Here is a 16,928-nt window from a genome sequence, read left to right as displayed (position 1 = left end):
GTATCCGGAATGTTAAGGTCCGATGTCCTAAATCCCAGTCGAGCAGCAATCGTCGCTGGTCGCCGACGGATCGGGGATGTCCATTGCCGGGTTTCGGTCGAAGAAGCCATCCGGCTCGAATACCAGTTTGATCCGGTCCACCGGCATCACCGGCCACTGTTCGGGGCGCGGGAAGTGATGCGTGCCCACGATCGGCCACAGCACCAGTTCCACGCCGTCGAGCGAGCGGTCCTGCCGCTGCCAGACGTGCACGCCGTCCTCCCCCGGCTCGGCGTGGTTGGGGTACTGCCCGCCGACGAAGCGCTCGGCCGGGTCTGCGGGGGTGGCCCACAGGTGCTGGTGGATGAACGGCGCCCGGCTGGCCATCACCGAGCCGGGGCGGCCGTAGGAACGCGTCGTGTTGGGCAGCAGCAGCCGGTAGGCGGTCGGCTCGCCGTAGCGGTTCGTCCGCGTCGCGCTCTCCACCCGCCAGCGCCGCGCGGCGGCCGGGTCGGTGCGGCGCGCCGCCTGCGACTCGGTCAGCAGCGGGGTGCGGACATTGCGCACCGCGTTGCCGTACGGGTCCAGTTCGGGGTCGGGCTCGCCCTCGGCGTGCTCCTCGACCAGCCGGTTCAGCGGGCCGTCCACGGCCGTGTCCAGCCGGATGCCGAAGTAGTGCTGGTGCGCCGGGGTCTGCACGTTCTTGGCGACCACCCGGCCGTAGCGCGCCTCCTCGCCCTCCTCGATGCCCGAGGCCGACAGGATGCCGGTGAGCTTGATCTCCAGCTCCACTCGGCCGTCCTGGTAGAGCGACCAGTAGAAGCCGTAGTCGTAGTTGGCCACGGTCTGGAAGCTGGAGATGATCAGGCGGCGCGAGCGGCGTACCTGGCTGACCCCGCGCCGCAGGTCGTTGTGCTTCCAGAGGATGCCGTCGTCCTCCTCGTGCATGCAGACGGCCTGCGGGATGGTCCTGGCGGTGCCGTCGCCGCCGAGGTAGGCGGCGTCGAAGTAGGAGATGACGCCCAGGCAGTCGCAGCCCAGGGCCAGGGAGTTGGTCAGCGGGCCGGCGCCGTACTCGCCCCAGTCGAAGAAGTTCTTGCGGTATTGGGTGGGGTTGGAGTCGAGGTAAGGAACGTACATCTCGTTGCAGGCGGCCCGCTTGAGCACCGGCCGGTCCTTGAACTCCAGGTCGTACAGGACGAGCCCCTCCCGGTGCGTGAACCCGACCCGGAACCGCCAGCCCTGCCAGCTGACCTGCCAGCCGTCCACGTCGAAGCTCGGCCCCTCGGACTGCGCGACCTCCAGCGGCTTGAGCCCTTCGCGGTCCGGGCCGAACCCGCCGGCCTCCAGCGGGCCCGCCTCGTCGGATACCGGCACGACGCCGTGGTCCTCGACCTCCAGGACCTCCATCGTGTGCATGTCGATGATCGGGATGACGCCCTGCACGGGGCGGGCGTAGCCGTTGTCGCCCTCGTGCGTACGGTGCCAGACGGTGCCCCAGGTCAGCCTGCGGTCCTTGTACTTGTCCGGCTCGAAGCCGCCCATCGACTCCGGGTCGATCATGACCAGGGACACGTCGTGAATGCCGCGCCTGGCCATCACCTCCCTGAACAGCGGGCTCTGCCGGCACGCCTGGGCCGCGGCCCTGGCCTCCTCAGAGGTGATGCCCGGGCGCCGCGGGTCGATCGGGCGCCACTCCAGACAGCGCGGCTGCTCCCCCAGCAGGACGTCGATCTCCCAGGCGGCCCGCCCGCCGTGGTCCATCGCGACCAGGCCCACCTTGACCTGCCCCGCGGGCGCCCGGCCCGCGGCCACCTCCCGGGCGAAGCCTTCGTCGAGAGTCGCGCCCCAGAAGCGGACGCGCTCGCCGAGGCGGCCGTCGGCGCGCGCGGCGGCGACGGCGGCGTCGATCTCCGCCGGGCTCAGCGGGTCGAGCGGATGGCCGCGCCGGGACCGCCCGCCGTCACTCGTGTCGTCGCTCGCGTGGCAGCTCATCTATCCGTCACTCCTCATCATCGATGCAAAGGATCCTATATCAGGTAGAATGGATCCACATTATGCCGGTTAGCGTCCGAACCCGGCCGTCGATCTTGCTATCGTGGGATCGCCTTCCAGGCCGGGGCACGCACGCTTCCGCCACCTTCTCCACCAGACGGAGGCAGCATGGACACCTCTTCGGGCAGCGCCCTCGTCGACGAGACGGCAGCGGCCATCAGAGCCCGGATCATGTCCGGTGACATTCCGATCGGCGCCCAGCTCCGCCAGGCCGATCTGGCCAAGCTGCTCGGCGTCAGCCGCACCCCCGTCAGGGAGGCGCTGCGCCAGTTGCAGACGGGCGGGCTGATCGAGGTGGTGCCCAACCGCGGTGCCGTCGTCCGGGTGCCCTCGCCGTGGGAGGTGCGCGAGGCGTACGAGGTGCGCGCCGAGCTGGAGGGGCTGGCCTGCGCGCGGGCGGTACGCAGGATCAGCGCCGAGGTGCTGGCCGAGCTGCGCGAGACCAACGAGACCATTCGCCGGCTGGGCGCCGCCCCGCACACCGGCCCCGGTCCGTCGCCGACCACCGTCTCGAACGACCGTTTCCACACCCTGATCCACGAGGTCGCCGAGAACGACCGCCTGGCCAAGGTGATCAAGGAGATCAACGAGGCGTTCCCGCGCAACGTCTCGGCCCTGGTGCTGCGTGACGACCCGCGCCACCGCGAGGACAACCTGCGAGAGCATGAGCGCATCGTCAACGCCATCGCCGCGGAGGACGCCGAGCTGGCCAGGCGCGAGATGCAGGCGCACGTGATCAGCGCGGGCGAGCAGCTCGCCCGCTGGTACGAGCGCCGCTCGGCCACCGTCTTCCGCGGCTAGCCCACCCCCATGGCCGCGGGAGCGAGGAACGCGAGGTCCGGACGTTCGGTGCCCATGGCCAGGTCCGCCAGGGCCGCGCCGATCGCCGGCCCGAACTTGAAGCCGTGCCCGGAGCAGGCGGCCGCCACCAGCACCTGGGGCCGCCCCGGCAGGGCCCCGACCGCGAACCTGTTGCCCGGCGCCATCGTGTAGCGGCATGAGATCTCCTCCTCGACCTGCCCGTCCGCGGCGGGCAGGAACCGGCGGGCGAGCGCGAGCAGGGTCTCCCGCTCGTCGCTGGTGACCGCGCGCCGAGGGGCGCCGAGGTCGTCGGCGGGGCCGTGATCGAGGCCGATCTTGACGCCGCTGCCGCCGAACGCGGGGATGCCGTACATCAGGCCCACGTCCGGCACGTCCACCGCGAACGGGCCGAGCCGCGGCGGGGACAGCAGCTCCGGCCGGGACGCGCCGATGTGCACGTTGACGATCCTGACCACCCGTAGAAGTCCGGCGAACTCGGGCAGGAGCTCGGCGGTCCACGGCCCGGCGCACACCACCAGCCGGTCCGCGCGTACCGTGCCGCCGTCCGTCTCGACCGTGACGCCGTCTCCGTCCGCCTGCCAGCCCTGGGCGGAGCAGCCGAACCGCTGGTCCACGCCATACGCCCGGCCCAGCTCGGCCAGGCAGCGCAGCGCGCCGGCCGCATCGATGACTCCGGCGGCGGGGTCGTGGACCGCGGTGAACTCGGGGCCGAGCGCGAGGCCGGGGAACAGCCCGGCCGCCCGGTCGGGGTCCACCGCCTGGCAGCCTGGCCCGCGCAACCCGCCCGGAGCCGTCGCCGGGCGGGCGAACAGGCCGCCCACTGTGGTGACGAGGGTCCGGCCGGCGTCCCGTTCCAGGTCCGCCCACGCGTCGTACGCGCGGTCCACGAACTCGTCCCAGACCGGGGAGGGATAGGCGCGCCGGATCATGCGGGTACGGCCGTGCGAGGACCCCTCCACGTGCCCGGCCGGGAAACGGTCCAGATGGATGACGTGGGCGCCGCGGCGGGCGAGCTGCCAGGCCGCCGAGCTGCCGTGCACGCCGGCCCCCACCACGATCACGTCGGCCCGCGCACCACCCGTCCCGGCGAAACCGCCCGCCCGCGCCGTCCGCCGCCTCGGGTGCGCGGGGGCGAGGTGCGTGAGCAGGGCGTCCACGTCGTCCTCGTTGTTGTACACGTGTGCCGAGGCGCGCACCACGGCGGGCAGCCCGCGCCGCCCCAGGTCCCACTGCCCGTGCGCGGCGGGCACGCTCACCAGGTGAAACCGAGCGGCCCGCAGCTCCCGCGCGGTCTGCGCGGGCTCCTGCCCCTCACGGACGAAGGTGACGATGCCGCAGCCCGCTCCCGGCGGGTCGGCGAGCCGGACACCGGGCAGGCTCTCAAGCCCGCGGCGCAGCCGGTCGGCCAGCCGCCCGATGCGCTCCTGGATCCGGTCGACGCCCAGCTCCAGGGCCTCCGCCAGCGCCACCCCCAGCCCCAGGCGGAGCGCGTGCGCGGCCTCCCAGGTCTCGTAGCGCCGGGCATCGTGGGCGAGGTCGAAGCTCTGGTCGGCCACCCAGCGCGCCCCCCGTACGTCGGGAGCGGACGGCCGCATGACCTCACGCATGCGCGGGCTGACGTACAGGAGCCCCGTGCCGCGCGGCCCGCGCAGGAACTTGCGTCCGGTCGCCACCACGATGTCGCAACCCGGCGGCCCGACGGCGACGGGGAGCTGACCGGCCGATTGGGTGGCGTCGAGCAGGACGGGCACACCGGCCGCCGCCGCCAGCGCGCCGACCTCCGCCACCGGCTCGACCAGCCCCGACGAGGTGGGGACATGCGCCACCGTGACCAGCGCCGCGGGCGTGCGCAGGGCCCGTTCGAGCGCGTCGAGGTCCACCCGGCCCGAACCGTCCGCGGGCAGCACCTCGACGCGCACGCCGCGCGAGCCGCGTAGTTCGAGCAGGTGGAGGGCCGAGCTGACGTAGCTGGAGGCCGAGGCGAGTATCCGGTCGCCGGGGCCGAGCCGCAGCGCGGAGACCGCCCGCTGCCAGGCGACGGTGGCGCTCTCGACCAGGGCGATGTCGCCGGGTTCCGCGCCGAGCAGGGCGGCGGCCAGGTCGTACACGCGCTCGGTGCGTTCCCGGGCGGCCTCGGCGGCCTCGTACCCGCCGACGCGGGCCTCCAGGTTCAGGTGGTCGATCACCGCGGCCAGCGTGGCGGCGCTGGGCAGCGCGGCGCCGGCGGCGTTGAAATGATGGGCGTGGAGCGTGCCGGGCGTGTTGGCCCGCAGCGCCGCGAGGTCGATTGAGCTCATAGGGCGACGACGACCGCCTTGCGCTCGCAGTAGGAGTACAAGGCGTCATCGCCCAGATCCCGGCCCAGCCCCGAGTCACCGACGCCGCCGAAGGACAGCGCCGGGTCGAAGACGTTGTAGGTGTTGACCCAGACCGTCCCGGCCCGCAGCCGGGCGGCCATCCGGTGCGCGCGTGACAGGTCACGCGTCCAGACCCCCGCCGCCAGGCCGTAGGAGGTGTCGTTGGCGATCGACACCGCCTCGTCCTCGTCCTCGAACGCGATCACGCCCGCCACGGGCCCGAAGATCTCCTCGCGGGCGATGCGCATGTCGTTGGTGACGTCCGTGAACAGCGTCGGCTCGACGAAGTATCCGGGCCGGTCCGGCACGCCGCCACCGGCCGCGAGCGTGGCGCCCTCGGCGATCCCGCTCTCGATGTAGGACAGCACCTGGGCCCGCTGCTCCTCCGACACCAGCGGGCCGACGCTGACACCGCCGTCGAGCCCGTTGCCGAGCGGGACCTTCCGCGTCGCCTCGACCAGCCGCTCGCGCATCTCCGGCAGGATCGACCGCTGCACGAGCAGGCGGCTGCCCGCCGTGCACATCTGGCCGGAGTGGCCGAAGCAGGCGCGCATCGCGGTGAGCACCGCCGCCTCCAGATCGGCGTCCGCGAACACGATGTTGGGGCTCTTGCCGCCCAGCTCCAGCGTGAGGCGCTTGGTCGTGGGCGCGGCGGCGGCCATCACCAGGCGGCCCACCGCCGTCGAGCCGGTGAAGGACACCTTCGCCACGCCAGGGTGCCGCGACAGCGCAGCGCCCACCTCGCCGTCGCCGGTCAGCACGTTCAGCACGCCCGGCGGCAGGCCCGCCTCGGCGCAGAGCGCGGCCAGGCGCAGCAGGGTCAGCGGCGTCTGCTCGGCCGGCTTGACGACCACGGCGCAGCCGGCCGCCAGCGCGGGCGCCAGCTTGAAGCAGGCCGTCATGATCGGGAAATTCCACGGCAGGATGAGCGCGGCCACCCCCACGGGCTCCAGCACCGTGTAGACGTGGTGCCCGCCGCCGTCGATCGGCACCGTGGTGCCGGTCAGCCTGGTCGCGGCACCCGCGAAGTGGCGGAACGTCCTGGCTCCCAGCGCCGTGTCCGCGCGGGAGCGCTCGATCGGCTTGCCGTTGTCGCGGGTCTCCAGCACCGCCAGTTCCTCGGCGTGCTCCTCGATCAGGTCGGCGATCCGCTGCAGGACGCGGGTGCGGTCGAGCGGCGGCAGGCCGCTCCACCGGCGCTCGGCGTGCGCCCGCGCCGCCGCCGCCACCGCGGCGTCCACGTCCTCCTGCGTGGCCTGCGCGACGTGGGTGAGCACCTCGCCGGACGCCGGGTCGAGCACGGGGAACGTGCCGCGCCGCCCGGGGGCGATCCACTCACCGTCGATGAGGAACGGTTCCTCGGTGTTCATCGGGCCCCTTCTAGATCAGGTCGAAGTATTCGCGCTGCTCCCAGTCGGAGACGTGCGCGAGATAGCGGGCGAACTCGGCGCGTTTCAGCGCCGCGTACCAGGACACGACCTCCTCCCCCAGCGATCGGGCGAAGACGGGGTCGGCGTCGAGGGCGTCGAGCGCCTCGGCCAGCGACCGCGGCAGGCCGCTCGCCCGCACGTCGTACGGGTCCTCCACGGGCGGCCCCGGGTCCAGGCCCCGGGCCAGGCCGTCCATACCGCTGACGATCTGGGAGGCGATGTAGAGGTAGGGGTTGGCGGCGGGCTCGCCGGATCTGTTCTCCAGCCGGGTGCCGGTGGGGCCGCCCACCGCGCGTACCATCGCCCCCTTGTTGTCGGCGCCCCACACGACCCGGTCGGGGGCCAGCGAGAACGGGAGGTAGCGCTTGTAGCCGTTCACCGTGGGAGTGGTGAAGACGGTGGCCGCGCGGGCGTGCTCCAGCAGGCCGCCGAGATAATGCCGCCCGAGCGGAGACAGCGGACCCGCGCCGTTCTGGGCGAGCTCGGGATCGAACGCCGGGGTCCCGGTCGCGCGGTCGCGCAGGGACTGGTGCAGGTGCCAGCCGGTCGACGCCGTCTCCGCGCCCGCGGGCCGGGACATGAACGTCGCGTGGTATCCGTGCCGCCGGGAGATCTGCCGTACCGCCGCGCGGGCCAGCATCACGTCGTCGGCGGACCGCGCGGCGTCGCGGGCGTGCAGGGTCAGCTCGAGCTGGTTGGGGCCGAACTCCAGCTCCAGCGAGCGCAGCGGCAGGTCGAGCCCGGTGAGTCCGCGGTGCAGGAGCTGTACCAGGTCGTCGAGCCGGTCCAGGCCCTCCTCGTGCAGGAGCTGCGAACCGCTGCTCACCGGCGACACCTCGCGCGGCAGGCCCGGCGCGCCCGGCCGGCCCACGTGCCGCGCGCTCATCCCCTCCGCCGCGCGGTACACGTGGAACTCCAGCTCGACGCCGACCGTGAGGTCGTATCCGGCCGCCGCCAGCGCGTCCAGCTGGGTACGGAGCACACCGCGGGTGCAGAACGGCACCGCCGCCCCGCTGGGGAAGCGCACGTCGCACAGGATCCAGCCGGTCCGCTCCGCCCACGGCAGCACCCGGAACGTGGTCGGGTCGGGCACGAGCACCACGTCCCCAGCGCCCGCGAAGCCCCTCACCCCCACGCCGGTGTCGGCGGCGAAGACGGGGAAGACCGTCTTGCCCGAGGTGTCCTTGAGCAGCAGCGATGAGGGCGCGGTCACGCCTGAGCGGAGCGCGGCGGGCACGGCGTCCCTGGTGAGGGTCTTGCCGCGGAGTACCCCGTGCTGGTCGGCGAAGGAGAAGCGGATCAGCTCAAGGCCCAGCTCGTCGATGACCCTGCGCATCTGGCCGGCGGCGGCGTACTGGCGTTCGCTCCACAGCTCGTGTCTGGCGATGTAGCCGTCGCGGTCGGCGGCGAGCATCGGGCGGGCGCTCGGCCCGTCGCCTCCTTCGGCGACCGGTCGCGCGTCGGCGCTACGCACGCGCCGCCCCCTGCGCCTCCGCTGCCGCGTCCGCGTCCGCCGGGCCCGCGTCCCTCGGGGCCGCGTCCGTCAGGATCGCGTCCGTCAGGGTCGCATCGGTTGCCCATGGAGAGCGGGAGCGGCGCTCGGCCTCGCGTGCTCGCCAGGCGGGTTCCCAGCCCTCGGCGGGGGCGATGGTGTCGATGGCCAGAGGACCGGTGAGCCGGCGCGCCGCGGTCTCATCCAGCGGCAGTCCCGGCAGGGGTTTCCCGGTCATGGCGTCGTCGATGGCCCTGAGCAGCAGCCGCCGGTTCGCGGTGACGGCGCGGTCGGAGACGCCCAGCCGTTCCACGGTCCTGTCCTGGATCGGGCCCATGCTCTCCACCGCCCACTGGTCGTGGACGTTGATGTCCAGGCCCATGCCGGTATAGGTCAGGTCGCGCTGCTCGCGGGGGTCGAACCCCCAGTTGTTCGACCTGTTGCGCAGGGGCCGGTAATCGGGCAGCGACACCTCACCCAGGCGCTGCCGGAGCAGCGTCTCCTTGTCGGCCGGCTCGTCGAAGTCGTAAAGGATCATGTACCAGTAGTGGTTCTCGTCATCGATCGGCACGTGCCATTGGCAGAACGCCTTGCTGTTGCCGAACGGCACGACGAACGCGTTGGGAAAGACCAGGTTGGTGATCCGTACGTGCTTGATCGATTCGGTCAGCCCGCGCAGCGCGAACACCCGCAGTCCATGCGCGTCGGCCTCGACCTCGATGTCGGGGCGGTGGCTGTCGCCGACGAGCTTGGACAGCTTCTGCCCGGTGCCCTCGACCTCCTCACTGAACTGCTGCCCGTACGCCTCGCGCGGATCCTCACCGACGAACCGGTGCAGGAAGGACACGTGGCTCGGGTCGATGCCGCCCTCCACCCCCTGCAGCCAGTTGCACTCCCACCAGCCCTTGAAGGCGAACGTGTACTCCTCCGGCGCGCTGAAGCAGTCGTAGGCGGGAAACGGCGGCGGGTCACCGGCGCCGAGATAGGCGAAGACGATGCCGTTGCGCTCCTGGCACGGGTAGCTCGGAATGCGCACCTTCGCGGCGAAGTTGCTGTGCGGCGGCTCGGCGGGCTGCTCCAGGCAGCGGCCGTCGGGCCCGTACAGCCACCCGTGGTAGAGACAGCGCAGGCCGCCGTCTTCGTGCCGGGCGAAGGCGAGGTCCACTCCGCGGTGCGCGCAGTAGCGGCCGACCAGGCCCCAGCCGCGGTCGTCCCGCCTGAACAGGACGAGATCCTCGCCCATGATCCGGACCGGCTTGACCGGGCGGTCGGCGGGCATCTCCGAAACCAGGGCGACCGGCTGCCAGTAGGACCGCAGCAGCCCGCCGAGGGGCGTGCCCGGGCCTGACCGCGTGACGCGCTCGTTGTCCTCGCGCTTCAGCATGGCATCTCCTCATAGGCGCATCCGATCGGCTCTACTTTGGATACAATCGTGCCATAACTTAACCCCAAAGGACAGTTTTCGGACAACAGATAAGTCCGCAAGGAGTTCGTACCGCGCCGCGAAGACCCCGGTCTCCTGCGATCTCGTCGCCCCGGACGGAACCCGCCGGCCTTTCGGCGAGCGCGCATGGACCGCCGGTCCAACCGCGGCTACCCGCCAGAAATGCGGGCCGATCGCAGCGTGCGGCACAAGGAGCGCCATCTTCCAGCGGGAGCGGGCATGAACACCGCCCCCGCTTCTCTCGACGCCGCCAAGCTCGCCGAAGGCGGGCCGGTCGGCTTCATCCCCACGTCGGTGATCGGCGCTTTCGCCGAGAGCAACGTGCGCAGCTGACAGGTGCTGCTGTTCAGGTGCGGGCTGCTAATGGTCGGTGGCGGTCACCGCGGGCCATCGGGGACCTGCTGATCGTGTGCGGGTGATCACGAAAGGCCGTGCTCGCCGCCCTGGTAGTCGTACCAGTCGAAGCTCGCGCTGCCGTCCGTGACGTACATGCCGATGACCCGCCCCGTGAAGCCGGTCGCCACCTCGGTGGACAGATAGCGGCCGTCGAGCTCGGCCAGCAGAACCCCGTCGGCGAAGAAGGCGATGGCGTCCGGGCCGCGGGCCCCGACCCCGACCGGCTCGTCGATGGGCGCGGTCACCGACGGCGGCAGGAGGTCGCGCGTACGGACGTCGATGGCGAGGGTGAGCGGGCCCGAGGGGACCGGATGGTCGGCCACGCACTGGCGCAGCGGGCCGATCCGCGCGAACAGGCGGGCCCGCCCTTCGTGTACCTCCAGGTCATAGTGGTGCGCCTCGTCCATGCGCACGGACAGTCCGGCTCTGGCCGATCCCGGGTCCAGGCGAGCGGTGACGCGGCAGTCGTGGTGCTGCTGGCGGCGCCCGATGAACGTGCATCCCGGGCGGTCCAGCGTGGGGCCGGTGGCGTGCAGGGTGAGCCGGCCGGGGCGCTCGGCCAGCGACCAGGAGCCGTCCGGGCGGCTGCGCGGCGAGACCCAGTACGGCGCCAGAGTGTCGGCGTCGAAATCATCCCGTGTCGGGAGCTCGGGGAGGGGGTGCCAGGCAGCGGGTGCCGGATGGCGTTCGAGGACCGGGCCCACGACGGGCCAGCCGTCCACCCATTCCACCGGGGTGAGGAACGTCTCGCGCCCGAGGACCTGGAACTCCGGCGTGTAACCGCGCGGGCGGGTGCCGAGCAGGATCATCCACCAGGTGCCGTCGGCCGCCTCCACCATGTCGGCGTGACCGGTGCTCTGGATCGGCCGGTCGGTGCCGCTGTGCGACAGGATCGGGTTGGCCGGGCCCGCCTCGTACGGGCCGCGCGGCGAGCGGGCGCGGGCGATCGAGACGCTGTGGCCGCGCTCGGTGCCGCCCTCGGACATCAGCAGGTACCACCAGTCGCCCACGTGGAAGAGATGCGGCCCTTCCGGATATTTCATGCCCACACCGGACCAGGCGTGATACGGCCCCTCCAGCACCCGGCCGGCCACGGGGTCGATCCGCGCCACCTGCGTACCGGAGAAAGCGCACCAGCAGGAGCCGTCCTCGTCCCAGGACAGATGGGGGTCGATGCCCGGCAGGTCGATCCAGACGGGGTCCGACCACGGTCCTTCGGGACGGTCGGCGGTGACGATGAAGTTGCCCCGGCCGCCCACGTTCGTCGTGATCAGGTAGAACCGGCCGTCGTGGTGCCGGATCGTCGGCGCGTAGATCCCACCGGAGGCGGGCGTCTCAGGGGGCAGTTCCAGCTGCGACGGCCGGTCGAGGACGTTGCCCACCTGCCGCCAGTGCACCAGGTCCCGGCTGTGGAAGATCGGGACGCCGGGGAAGTACTCGAAGCTGGAGCAGACGAGATAGTAGTCCTCGCCGACCCGGCACACGCTCGGATCCGGGTGGAATCCGCTGATCACCGGATTGTCGTACATCGGCACGTTGAGCGGTTCCTTTCTGCGAGAGGCTCAGCCCTTGAAGGCGCCGTCCATGATCCCGGCCACCATGCGCCGGCCCACGAAGACGAACAGCACCAGCAGCGGGATGGTGGCCAGGAACGAGCCCGACATGGCGAGCCCGAGGTCGATGTTGTAGTTGTTCTGCAGCGCCTTGATGGCGATCTGCGCGGTGTACATCTCCGGCGACTTCAGCACGATGAACGGCCACAGGAAGTCGTTCCAGGCGGTGACGAAGCCGAGCAGGCCGAGCACGAACGCGGCCGGCCGCACCAGCGGGAACGCGATGCGCCAGAAGATCTGCCAGGTGGTGGCGCCGTCGATGCGCGCGGCCTGGAGGATCTCGTCGCTGATCGTGGTGGACAGGTGCTGGCGCATCCAGAAGATCCCGAACGCGCTGGCCAGGCCGGGCACGATGAGCGCCTGGAGCGTGTCCACCCAGCCCAGCGAGGAGATGATCATGTACTGCGGGATGACGGCGAGCTGCGTCGGCACCGTCATGGTGAGCACGACGATCAGGAACAGCACGTTGCGGCCGGGAAAGCGGAGCTTGGCGAAGGCGAACCCGGCCAGCGAGCACAGCAGGGCGTGCCCGACAGCGATCGTGCCGGCCACGATGAGGCTGTTGACGATCGAGCGGACGAACGGCACCGTCGTGAACACCAGGCCGGCCAGATGGAAGAAGTTGCCGCCGGGCGCGATCTCGGGCGGCAGCCGCGTGGCGGTCGCCGTGTCGGTCGTGGCCACCACGAACATCCAGTACAGCGGGAACAGGCAGGCGAACACGGCCAGCCCCAGCAGGACATAGGTCCACCAGCGGACGCGCTCACCCGAGCGCCGGATCGTCTTGGTCATCATCGCTCCGGACGGATGCGGGTGGACAGGACGTAGTTGACCGTCGCCAGCGCGACCACCAGCACGAACAGCGCCACGCCGATGGCCGCGCCGTAGCCGAACTGGAACTGGCCGAAGCCCTGCTCGTACAGGAACAGCGTCAGCGTCTGGCACTGCCGGACCGGTCCGCAGGTGAGCGGCGCGCTGCGGGAGACCAGCAGCGGCTCGGTGAAGATCTGCAGGCCGCCGATCGTCGAGGTCACGATCGTGAACACGATGACCGGCCGCAGCGACGGGATCGAGATGTGGCGGAACTGCTTCCACCCGCCCGCGCCGTCCACGGCCGCCGCCTCGTAGATCGCGCGCGGGATCGCCTGCAGGGCAGCCAGGTAGAGCAGCGTGGTGTAGCCGAACCAGCGCCAGGTCACCATGACGGCGATCAGCACATGGCTGCCCAGCACCGACTGCTTGAAGTCGATCGGCTCCACGCCGGCGAACCCGAGCAGCCAGTTGAGCACACCGTAGTCACGGTCGAACATCTGGGCGAAGACGATCGTGGTGGCCGCCACCGAGGTGATGTACGGCACCAGCATCGACATCCGGAAGAACACCGCCAGCCGGAGCCGGGCGTGGTTGAGCAGGTGCGCCAGGCCCAGCGCCAGCACCAGTTGCGGCACGGTGGACAGCAGCCAGATGCTGATCGTGTTCCAGGCCGCGTTCCAGAACCGCGCGTCGGCGAACAGGCGGGTGAAGTTGTCCACGCCGATGAAGACGTGCTCGCCGATGGGGTTCCAGTCGAACAGCGCCACGTAGAACGTGAAGAGCAGCGGAACCAGCCCGAACACCCCGAAGATCAGGAAGAACGGCGCGATGTAGGCGTACGGCGCGACGCGCTCGGTGATGCGCTGCCGCACCGAGGTCGTCCCGGCGGGCGCCGCTTGCGCCCGCCGGGTGCTGAGGGTCGTCGTCACGCTCGTCCTACTTGCCGATGGCGGTCTTGATGTTGGCCAGCGCCGCGTCCCACGCCTTGGCCGCATCGCCCTTGCCCTGCTCGACGTTGGTGATCGCGTTCAGGAACTCCTGGCCGATGGCGGAGCTGTCCGGCCCGATGTAGAACGGCTTGAGCCCGAGCAGCGAGTTGGTATAGATCGTCCCGGTCGGCGCGTCGGAGAAGAACGGGTCCTTCAGGGCGGTGAGCTTGGCGTCCTTGTAGACCGACGGGGTGGTGGGCAGCGAGCCGGAGTCGACGAAGTGCGCCAACTGACCCTGCGGGTTCAGGGTCTTGGTGATGTAGTCCCAGGCGGCCTTGGGGTTCTTGGCGCCCTTGGGGATGGCCAGATAGCTGCCACCCCAGTTGCCCGCGCCGCCGGGGATGGTGGCGATGTCCCACTTGCCCTTCGTGGCGGGGGCGTTGCTCCGGATGGCGTTCAGCATCCAGGACGGCGCGGAGATCACCGCGAACTGGTCCTTGCCCATGCCGGCGCTCCATCCCTCGGAGAAGGAGCTCTGCTTGGCGGTGATGCCGGCCTGCACGGCCTTGATGCCGTACTCGAACGCCGTCTTGACCTGTGGGCTGGTGCTGTAGACGACGTTGCCCGACGGGTCGTAGTACTTCTGCGGCCCCTGGTTGACCGCCTGGTAGAACACGCTGGTGCCGGCGTTGTCGACGAACGCCTTCTTGGTCGCCGCGGTGTACTTCTTGCCGGTCTCGATGAAGGCGTCCCAGGTGGGCCAGAGCTTGCCCACCTCCTCGCGGTCGGTCGGCAGCCCGGCGGCCTTGAACAGGTCCGTCCGATAGGCGACGGCCATGCCGCCCACGTCCGTCGGGATGCCGATGATCGAGCCGTCCTTCGCCACGCTCTGGCTGATCACCCAGTCCAGATAGTCGCCCTTGATCTTGTCGGCGCCGAGCTGCCGCAGGTCGTAGAAGTTCTGCGGCTGCTGGACGAATTTGGGCAGGTCGTCGCCCTGGATCAGCACCAGGTCGGGCACCTTGCCGCCGGCCAGCGCCGTCGTCAGCGCCTGCGCCGTCTCCACGGAGCTGCCGACTTCGGTCAGCTTCACCTGGATGCCGGGGTTCTTCTTCTGGTAGTCCTCGACCGAGGCTTTCTGGTTGATCCCGCTGAACGACCAGAAGTCGAACGACTTGCCGCCCTCGGGCGGCGCCGCGGCGGTGGTACCGCCGCCACCGCCGCAGGCGGCTGTGGTCAGGGCGAGGGCCGCGGCGAGGGCGACCGGAGTTACGATGCGGAGCTTCACGGCGATCTCTTCTACTGGGGGTCGGTGCTGAAGAGCTGGTACGGAACTAGTTGCCGAAAACTTTCGGATATTTGGCCGATCGTTAACCGGGGACTCTAGGCACCTACCTGGAAACTCGTCAACAACCTCCCGGTAAGACGCACGAAACACTCGCCCTTGTTTCCGAAAAATCTGCGTCTAGACTGCGCCCATGACCGCGACTCAGGAGCCGCCCGCACCCGGCACCACGCCCAAGCAGTCGCTGACCATCGCCCAGCTCGCCGAGCTGGCCGGGGTGTCCACGGCGACGGTCTCCAAAGTGGTGAACGGCCGTTCCGAAGTCGCGCCGGAGACCCGGGCCCTGGTCGAGCGGCTCATCCGCGAGCACGGCTACCGGCGGCAGAGGCGGCGCGAGAGCCCCGCCGCCCTGGTGGAGCTGGTCTTCCACGCGCTGGAGGGCGACTACCCGATAGAGATCATCAAGGGCGTCGAGCAGGTGGCGCGGGAGCACGGCCTGGCCGTGGTGCTGTCGGAGCTGCAGCACCGCCACGTTCCGGGCCGGAGCTGGATCGAGGGCGTGCTGAGCCGCCGTCCCACCGGGGTCATCGCGGTGTTCAGCGGCCTGACCGACGCCCAGCACGACCAGCTCGCCACCCGTGGCATCCCCCTCGTGCTGCTGGACCCGAGCGGCGAACCCGGCCACCAGGTGCCCTCGGTGGGCGCCGGCAACTGGAACGGCGGGCTCTCGGCCACCCGTTACCTGGTGCAGCTCGGGCACCGGCGGATCGCCATCATCGCCGGCCCCGAATACGCGCTGTCCAGCCGGGCCCGCCTCGACGGCTACCGCGCCGCGCTGGACATGGCCGGCGTGCCCGTCGACCCGGACCTGATCTGCCGGGGCGACTTCCTGGTCGAAGGCGGCCTGGCCCAGGCCCATCGGCTGCTGCGGCTGCCCGATCCGCCCACCGCGATCTTCGCCTGCAACGACGGGCAGGCCATGGGCGTCTACCTGGCGGCGTACGAGCTGGGACTGCGCATCCCGGACGACCTGAGCGTGATCGGCTTCGACGACCTCCCTCCGATGCGGTGGGCCGTCCCGCCCCTGACCACCATCCGGCAGCCGCTCACCGAGATGGCGGCCACCGCCACCACCATGCTGGTGAAGCTCGCGCAGGGCGAGCCGCTGCCGCAGAGCCGGATCGAGCTGGGCACCGAGCTCGTCGTACGCAGCAGTACCGCCGCTCTCGCGCGCTAGCCGAAACTTTCAGCTTCCACCCCGTACGTATCGCTACGGTCCGTCCGGCTGCCGGAGGAGCTGCCGGCTGATGCCGCGCGGCGGCGTTCACCGCCGCTGGGCAGACCCTCGTTCGTGCCATCGTCCCGAACGGCACGGCGGGCAAGATCTGGGCTGAAGAGCCGCACGAGGGCAAAACGGCCCTGCTTACTTGATCGCGCCCGCGCCGATGCCCTTCACGATGTGACGCTGCGCCAGCAGATAGAAGATCACAACCGGCACGATCGAGATGGTTGTGGCGGCCAGGAGGATCTGCTGCTGTGGCGTCTCGGCGGATGTGAAGGCGGTCAGACCGCGCTGGACGGGCATGAGGGAGTTGTCGTCGAACAGGACGAGCGCCATGAGGTACTCGTTCCACGCCCCCAGCCCCTGGATGACCGCCACGGCAGCGAGGCCGGGCCTTGCCAGCGGGAGGATCACGTTCCAGAAGATGCGCAGCGGACCGGCGCCGTCCAGCGCGGCCGCCTCTTCCAGAGCGCGGGGCTGGCTGGCGAAAAAGCTGCGCATGATGAGCGTCGACATCGGGATGCCCGAGGTGATCAGGATCAGCACGTAGCCCACGGGATTGTTCGTCAGGCTGAGTGAGATGAGCAGCTTGTACTGCGCGAGGAACATGGCGGGCGCCGGGATGATCATCACGGCGAGGATGACGAACGTGAACACGCCCTTGCCCGCGAAGTCGAGCCGCGCGAGCGCGTACCCGGCGAGGCTGGACACCAGCAGGATGCCGATGACGGCGGATCCCGTGTAGAGCACGCTGTTGCGCAGGTAGATGCCGAGTTCCCCCTGGACCCATGCGGTCACGTAGTTGTGCCACTGCGGGTCGGCGGGCAGGAAGCTCTCGTTCGAGAGCAGCTCCGTGAGGCTCTGCAGGGATCCGGACAGCATCCACAGCAGGGGGAACAGCGCGATCAGCGCAGCCACGCTCAGCAATCCGTACAGGCCGACCTTGTCGCGGCGTACCTTCCGTCGAGGTGGGCGAGTCCCGCCTTCGGCCGTGCCGGCCGGTACTGAAGCAATGGACATCTCGTCGGCCC

The 16,928-nt window shown here is 70.8% G+C and carries 12 protein-coding genes; 2 read left to right on the top strand and 10 right to left on the bottom strand.

The window, feature by feature from the left end; all coding sequences use genetic code 11:
• Positions 1-27: 27 nt before the first annotated feature.
• Positions 28-1,974: a primary-amine oxidase gene (locus KLK06_RS18620; RefSeq protein ID WP_214636731.1), complete on the bottom strand. Its 1,947-nt coding sequence runs from the start codon at positions 1,972-1,974 to the stop codon at positions 28-30.
• Positions 1,975-2,142: 168 nt separating this feature from the next.
• Here KLK06_RS18620 and KLK06_RS18615 point away from each other — a divergent pair, with 168 nt between their 5' ends.
• Positions 2,143-2,835 (top strand): GntR family transcriptional regulator, encoded by a 693-nt coding sequence (locus KLK06_RS18615; RefSeq protein WP_214636730.1) that lies wholly within the window; start codon positions 2,143-2,145, stop codon positions 2,833-2,835.
• Here KLK06_RS18615 and KLK06_RS18610 read toward each other — a convergent pair.
• The 8 genes from KLK06_RS18610 to KLK06_RS18575 form a co-directional block, all read right to left on the bottom strand.
• Complete coding sequence (locus KLK06_RS18610) at positions 2,832-5,153, bottom strand: FAD-dependent oxidoreductase (protein WP_214636729.1); 2,322 nt, start codon at positions 5,151-5,153, stop codon at positions 2,832-2,834. The two genes, KLK06_RS18615 and KLK06_RS18610, sit on opposite strands and share 4 nt — an antisense overlap.
• The gene (locus tag KLK06_RS18605; protein ID WP_214636728.1) at positions 5,150-6,583 is read right to left on the bottom strand and encodes an aldehyde dehydrogenase; all 1,434 of its coding nucleotides are present in this window, start codon (positions 6,581-6,583) and stop codon (positions 5,150-5,152) included. Before KLK06_RS18605 ends, KLK06_RS18610 begins: the two co-directional genes overlap by 4 nt.
• Before the next feature lie 10 nt (positions 6,584-6,593).
• On the bottom strand, positions 6,594-8,117 hold the full coding sequence (locus tag KLK06_RS18600) for a glutamine synthetase family protein (protein ID WP_214636727.1): 1,524 nt from the start codon (positions 8,115-8,117) through the stop codon (positions 6,594-6,596).
• Positions 8,110-9,519 (bottom strand): Rieske 2Fe-2S domain-containing protein, encoded by a 1,410-nt coding sequence (locus KLK06_RS18595; protein WP_214636726.1) that lies wholly within the window; start codon positions 9,517-9,519, stop codon positions 8,110-8,112. The genes KLK06_RS18600 and KLK06_RS18595 overlap by 8 nt, the downstream gene beginning before the upstream one ends.
• A 479-nt stretch (positions 9,520-9,998) precedes the next feature.
• The gene (locus KLK06_RS18590; protein WP_214636866.1) at positions 9,999-11,504 is read right to left on the bottom strand and encodes a glycoside hydrolase family 43 protein; all 1,506 of its coding nucleotides are present in this window, start codon (positions 11,502-11,504) and stop codon (positions 9,999-10,001) included.
• A gap of 33 nt (positions 11,505-11,537) precedes the next feature.
• Entirely contained in the window at positions 11,538-12,383 is an 846-nt protein-coding gene (locus tag KLK06_RS18585) for a carbohydrate ABC transporter permease (RefSeq protein ID WP_250905565.1), read from the bottom strand.
• A complete protein-coding gene (locus tag KLK06_RS18580; protein ID WP_214636725.1) occupies positions 12,380-13,330 on the bottom strand; it encodes a carbohydrate ABC transporter permease in 951 nt (316 codons plus the stop codon). The genes KLK06_RS18585 and KLK06_RS18580 overlap by 4 nt, the downstream gene beginning before the upstream one ends.
• Before the next feature lie 7 nt (positions 13,331-13,337).
• The gene (locus KLK06_RS18575; protein ID WP_214636724.1) at positions 13,338-14,618 is read right to left on the bottom strand and encodes an ABC transporter substrate-binding protein; all 1,281 of its coding nucleotides are present in this window, start codon (positions 14,616-14,618) and stop codon (positions 13,338-13,340) included.
• 190 nt (positions 14,619-14,808) lie between these two features.
• On the opposite strand from KLK06_RS18575, the gene KLK06_RS18570 reads away from it, so the two are divergent.
• On the top strand, positions 14,809-15,852 hold the full coding sequence (locus KLK06_RS18570; RefSeq protein ID WP_214636723.1) for a LacI family DNA-binding transcriptional regulator: 1,044 nt from the start codon (positions 14,809-14,811) through the stop codon (positions 15,850-15,852).
• 186 nt (positions 15,853-16,038) lie between these two features.
• Here KLK06_RS18570 and KLK06_RS18565 read toward each other — a convergent pair whose 3' ends face one another.
• Positions 16,039-16,917 carry a carbohydrate ABC transporter permease gene (locus tag KLK06_RS18565; protein ID WP_214636722.1) on the bottom strand — a complete coding sequence of 293 codons (879 nt, stop codon included), beginning with the start codon at positions 16,915-16,917 and terminating at the stop codon, positions 16,039-16,041.
• Positions 16,918-16,928 lie beyond the last annotated feature (11 nt).

The organism is Nonomuraea sp. NEAU-A123, from assembly GCF_018603905.1.
Lineage (GTDB): Bacteria > Actinomycetota > Actinomycetes > Streptosporangiales > Streptosporangiaceae > Nonomuraea.
This window is presented reverse-complemented; position numbering and strand designations above follow the sequence as displayed.

Excerpts from the sequence above, each read along its gene's own strand:
- KLK06_RS18610 (WP_214636729.1), bottom strand. The coding sequence starts at position 5,153 with ATGAGCTCAATCGACCTCGCGGCGCTGCGGGCCAACACGCCCGGCACG.
- KLK06_RS18585 (WP_250905565.1), bottom strand. The coding sequence starts at position 12,383 with ATGATGACCAAGACGATCCGGCGCTCGGGTGAGCGCGTCCGCTGGTGG.
- KLK06_RS18590 (WP_214636866.1), bottom strand. The coding sequence starts at position 11,504 with ATGTACGACAATCCGGTGATCAGCGGATTCCACCCGGATCCGAGCGTG.
- KLK06_RS18620 (WP_214636731.1), bottom strand. The coding sequence starts at position 1,974 with ATGAGCTGCCACGCGAGCGACGACACGAGTGACGGCGGGCGGTCCCGG.
- KLK06_RS18605 (WP_214636728.1), bottom strand. The coding sequence starts at position 6,583 with ATGAACACCGAGGAACCGTTCCTCATCGACGGTGAGTGGATCGCCCCC.
- KLK06_RS18595 (WP_214636726.1), bottom strand. The coding sequence starts at position 9,519 with ATGCTGAAGCGCGAGGACAACGAGCGCGTCACGCGGTCAGGCCCGGGC.
- KLK06_RS18565 (WP_214636722.1), bottom strand. The coding sequence starts at position 16,917 with ATGTCCATTGCTTCAGTACCGGCCGGCACGGCCGAAGGCGGGACTCGC.
- KLK06_RS18615 (WP_214636730.1), top strand. The coding sequence starts at position 2,143 with ATGGACACCTCTTCGGGCAGCGCCCTCGTCGACGAGACGGCAGCGGCC.
- KLK06_RS18570 (WP_214636723.1), top strand. The coding sequence starts at position 14,809 with ATGACCGCGACTCAGGAGCCGCCCGCACCCGGCACCACGCCCAAGCAG.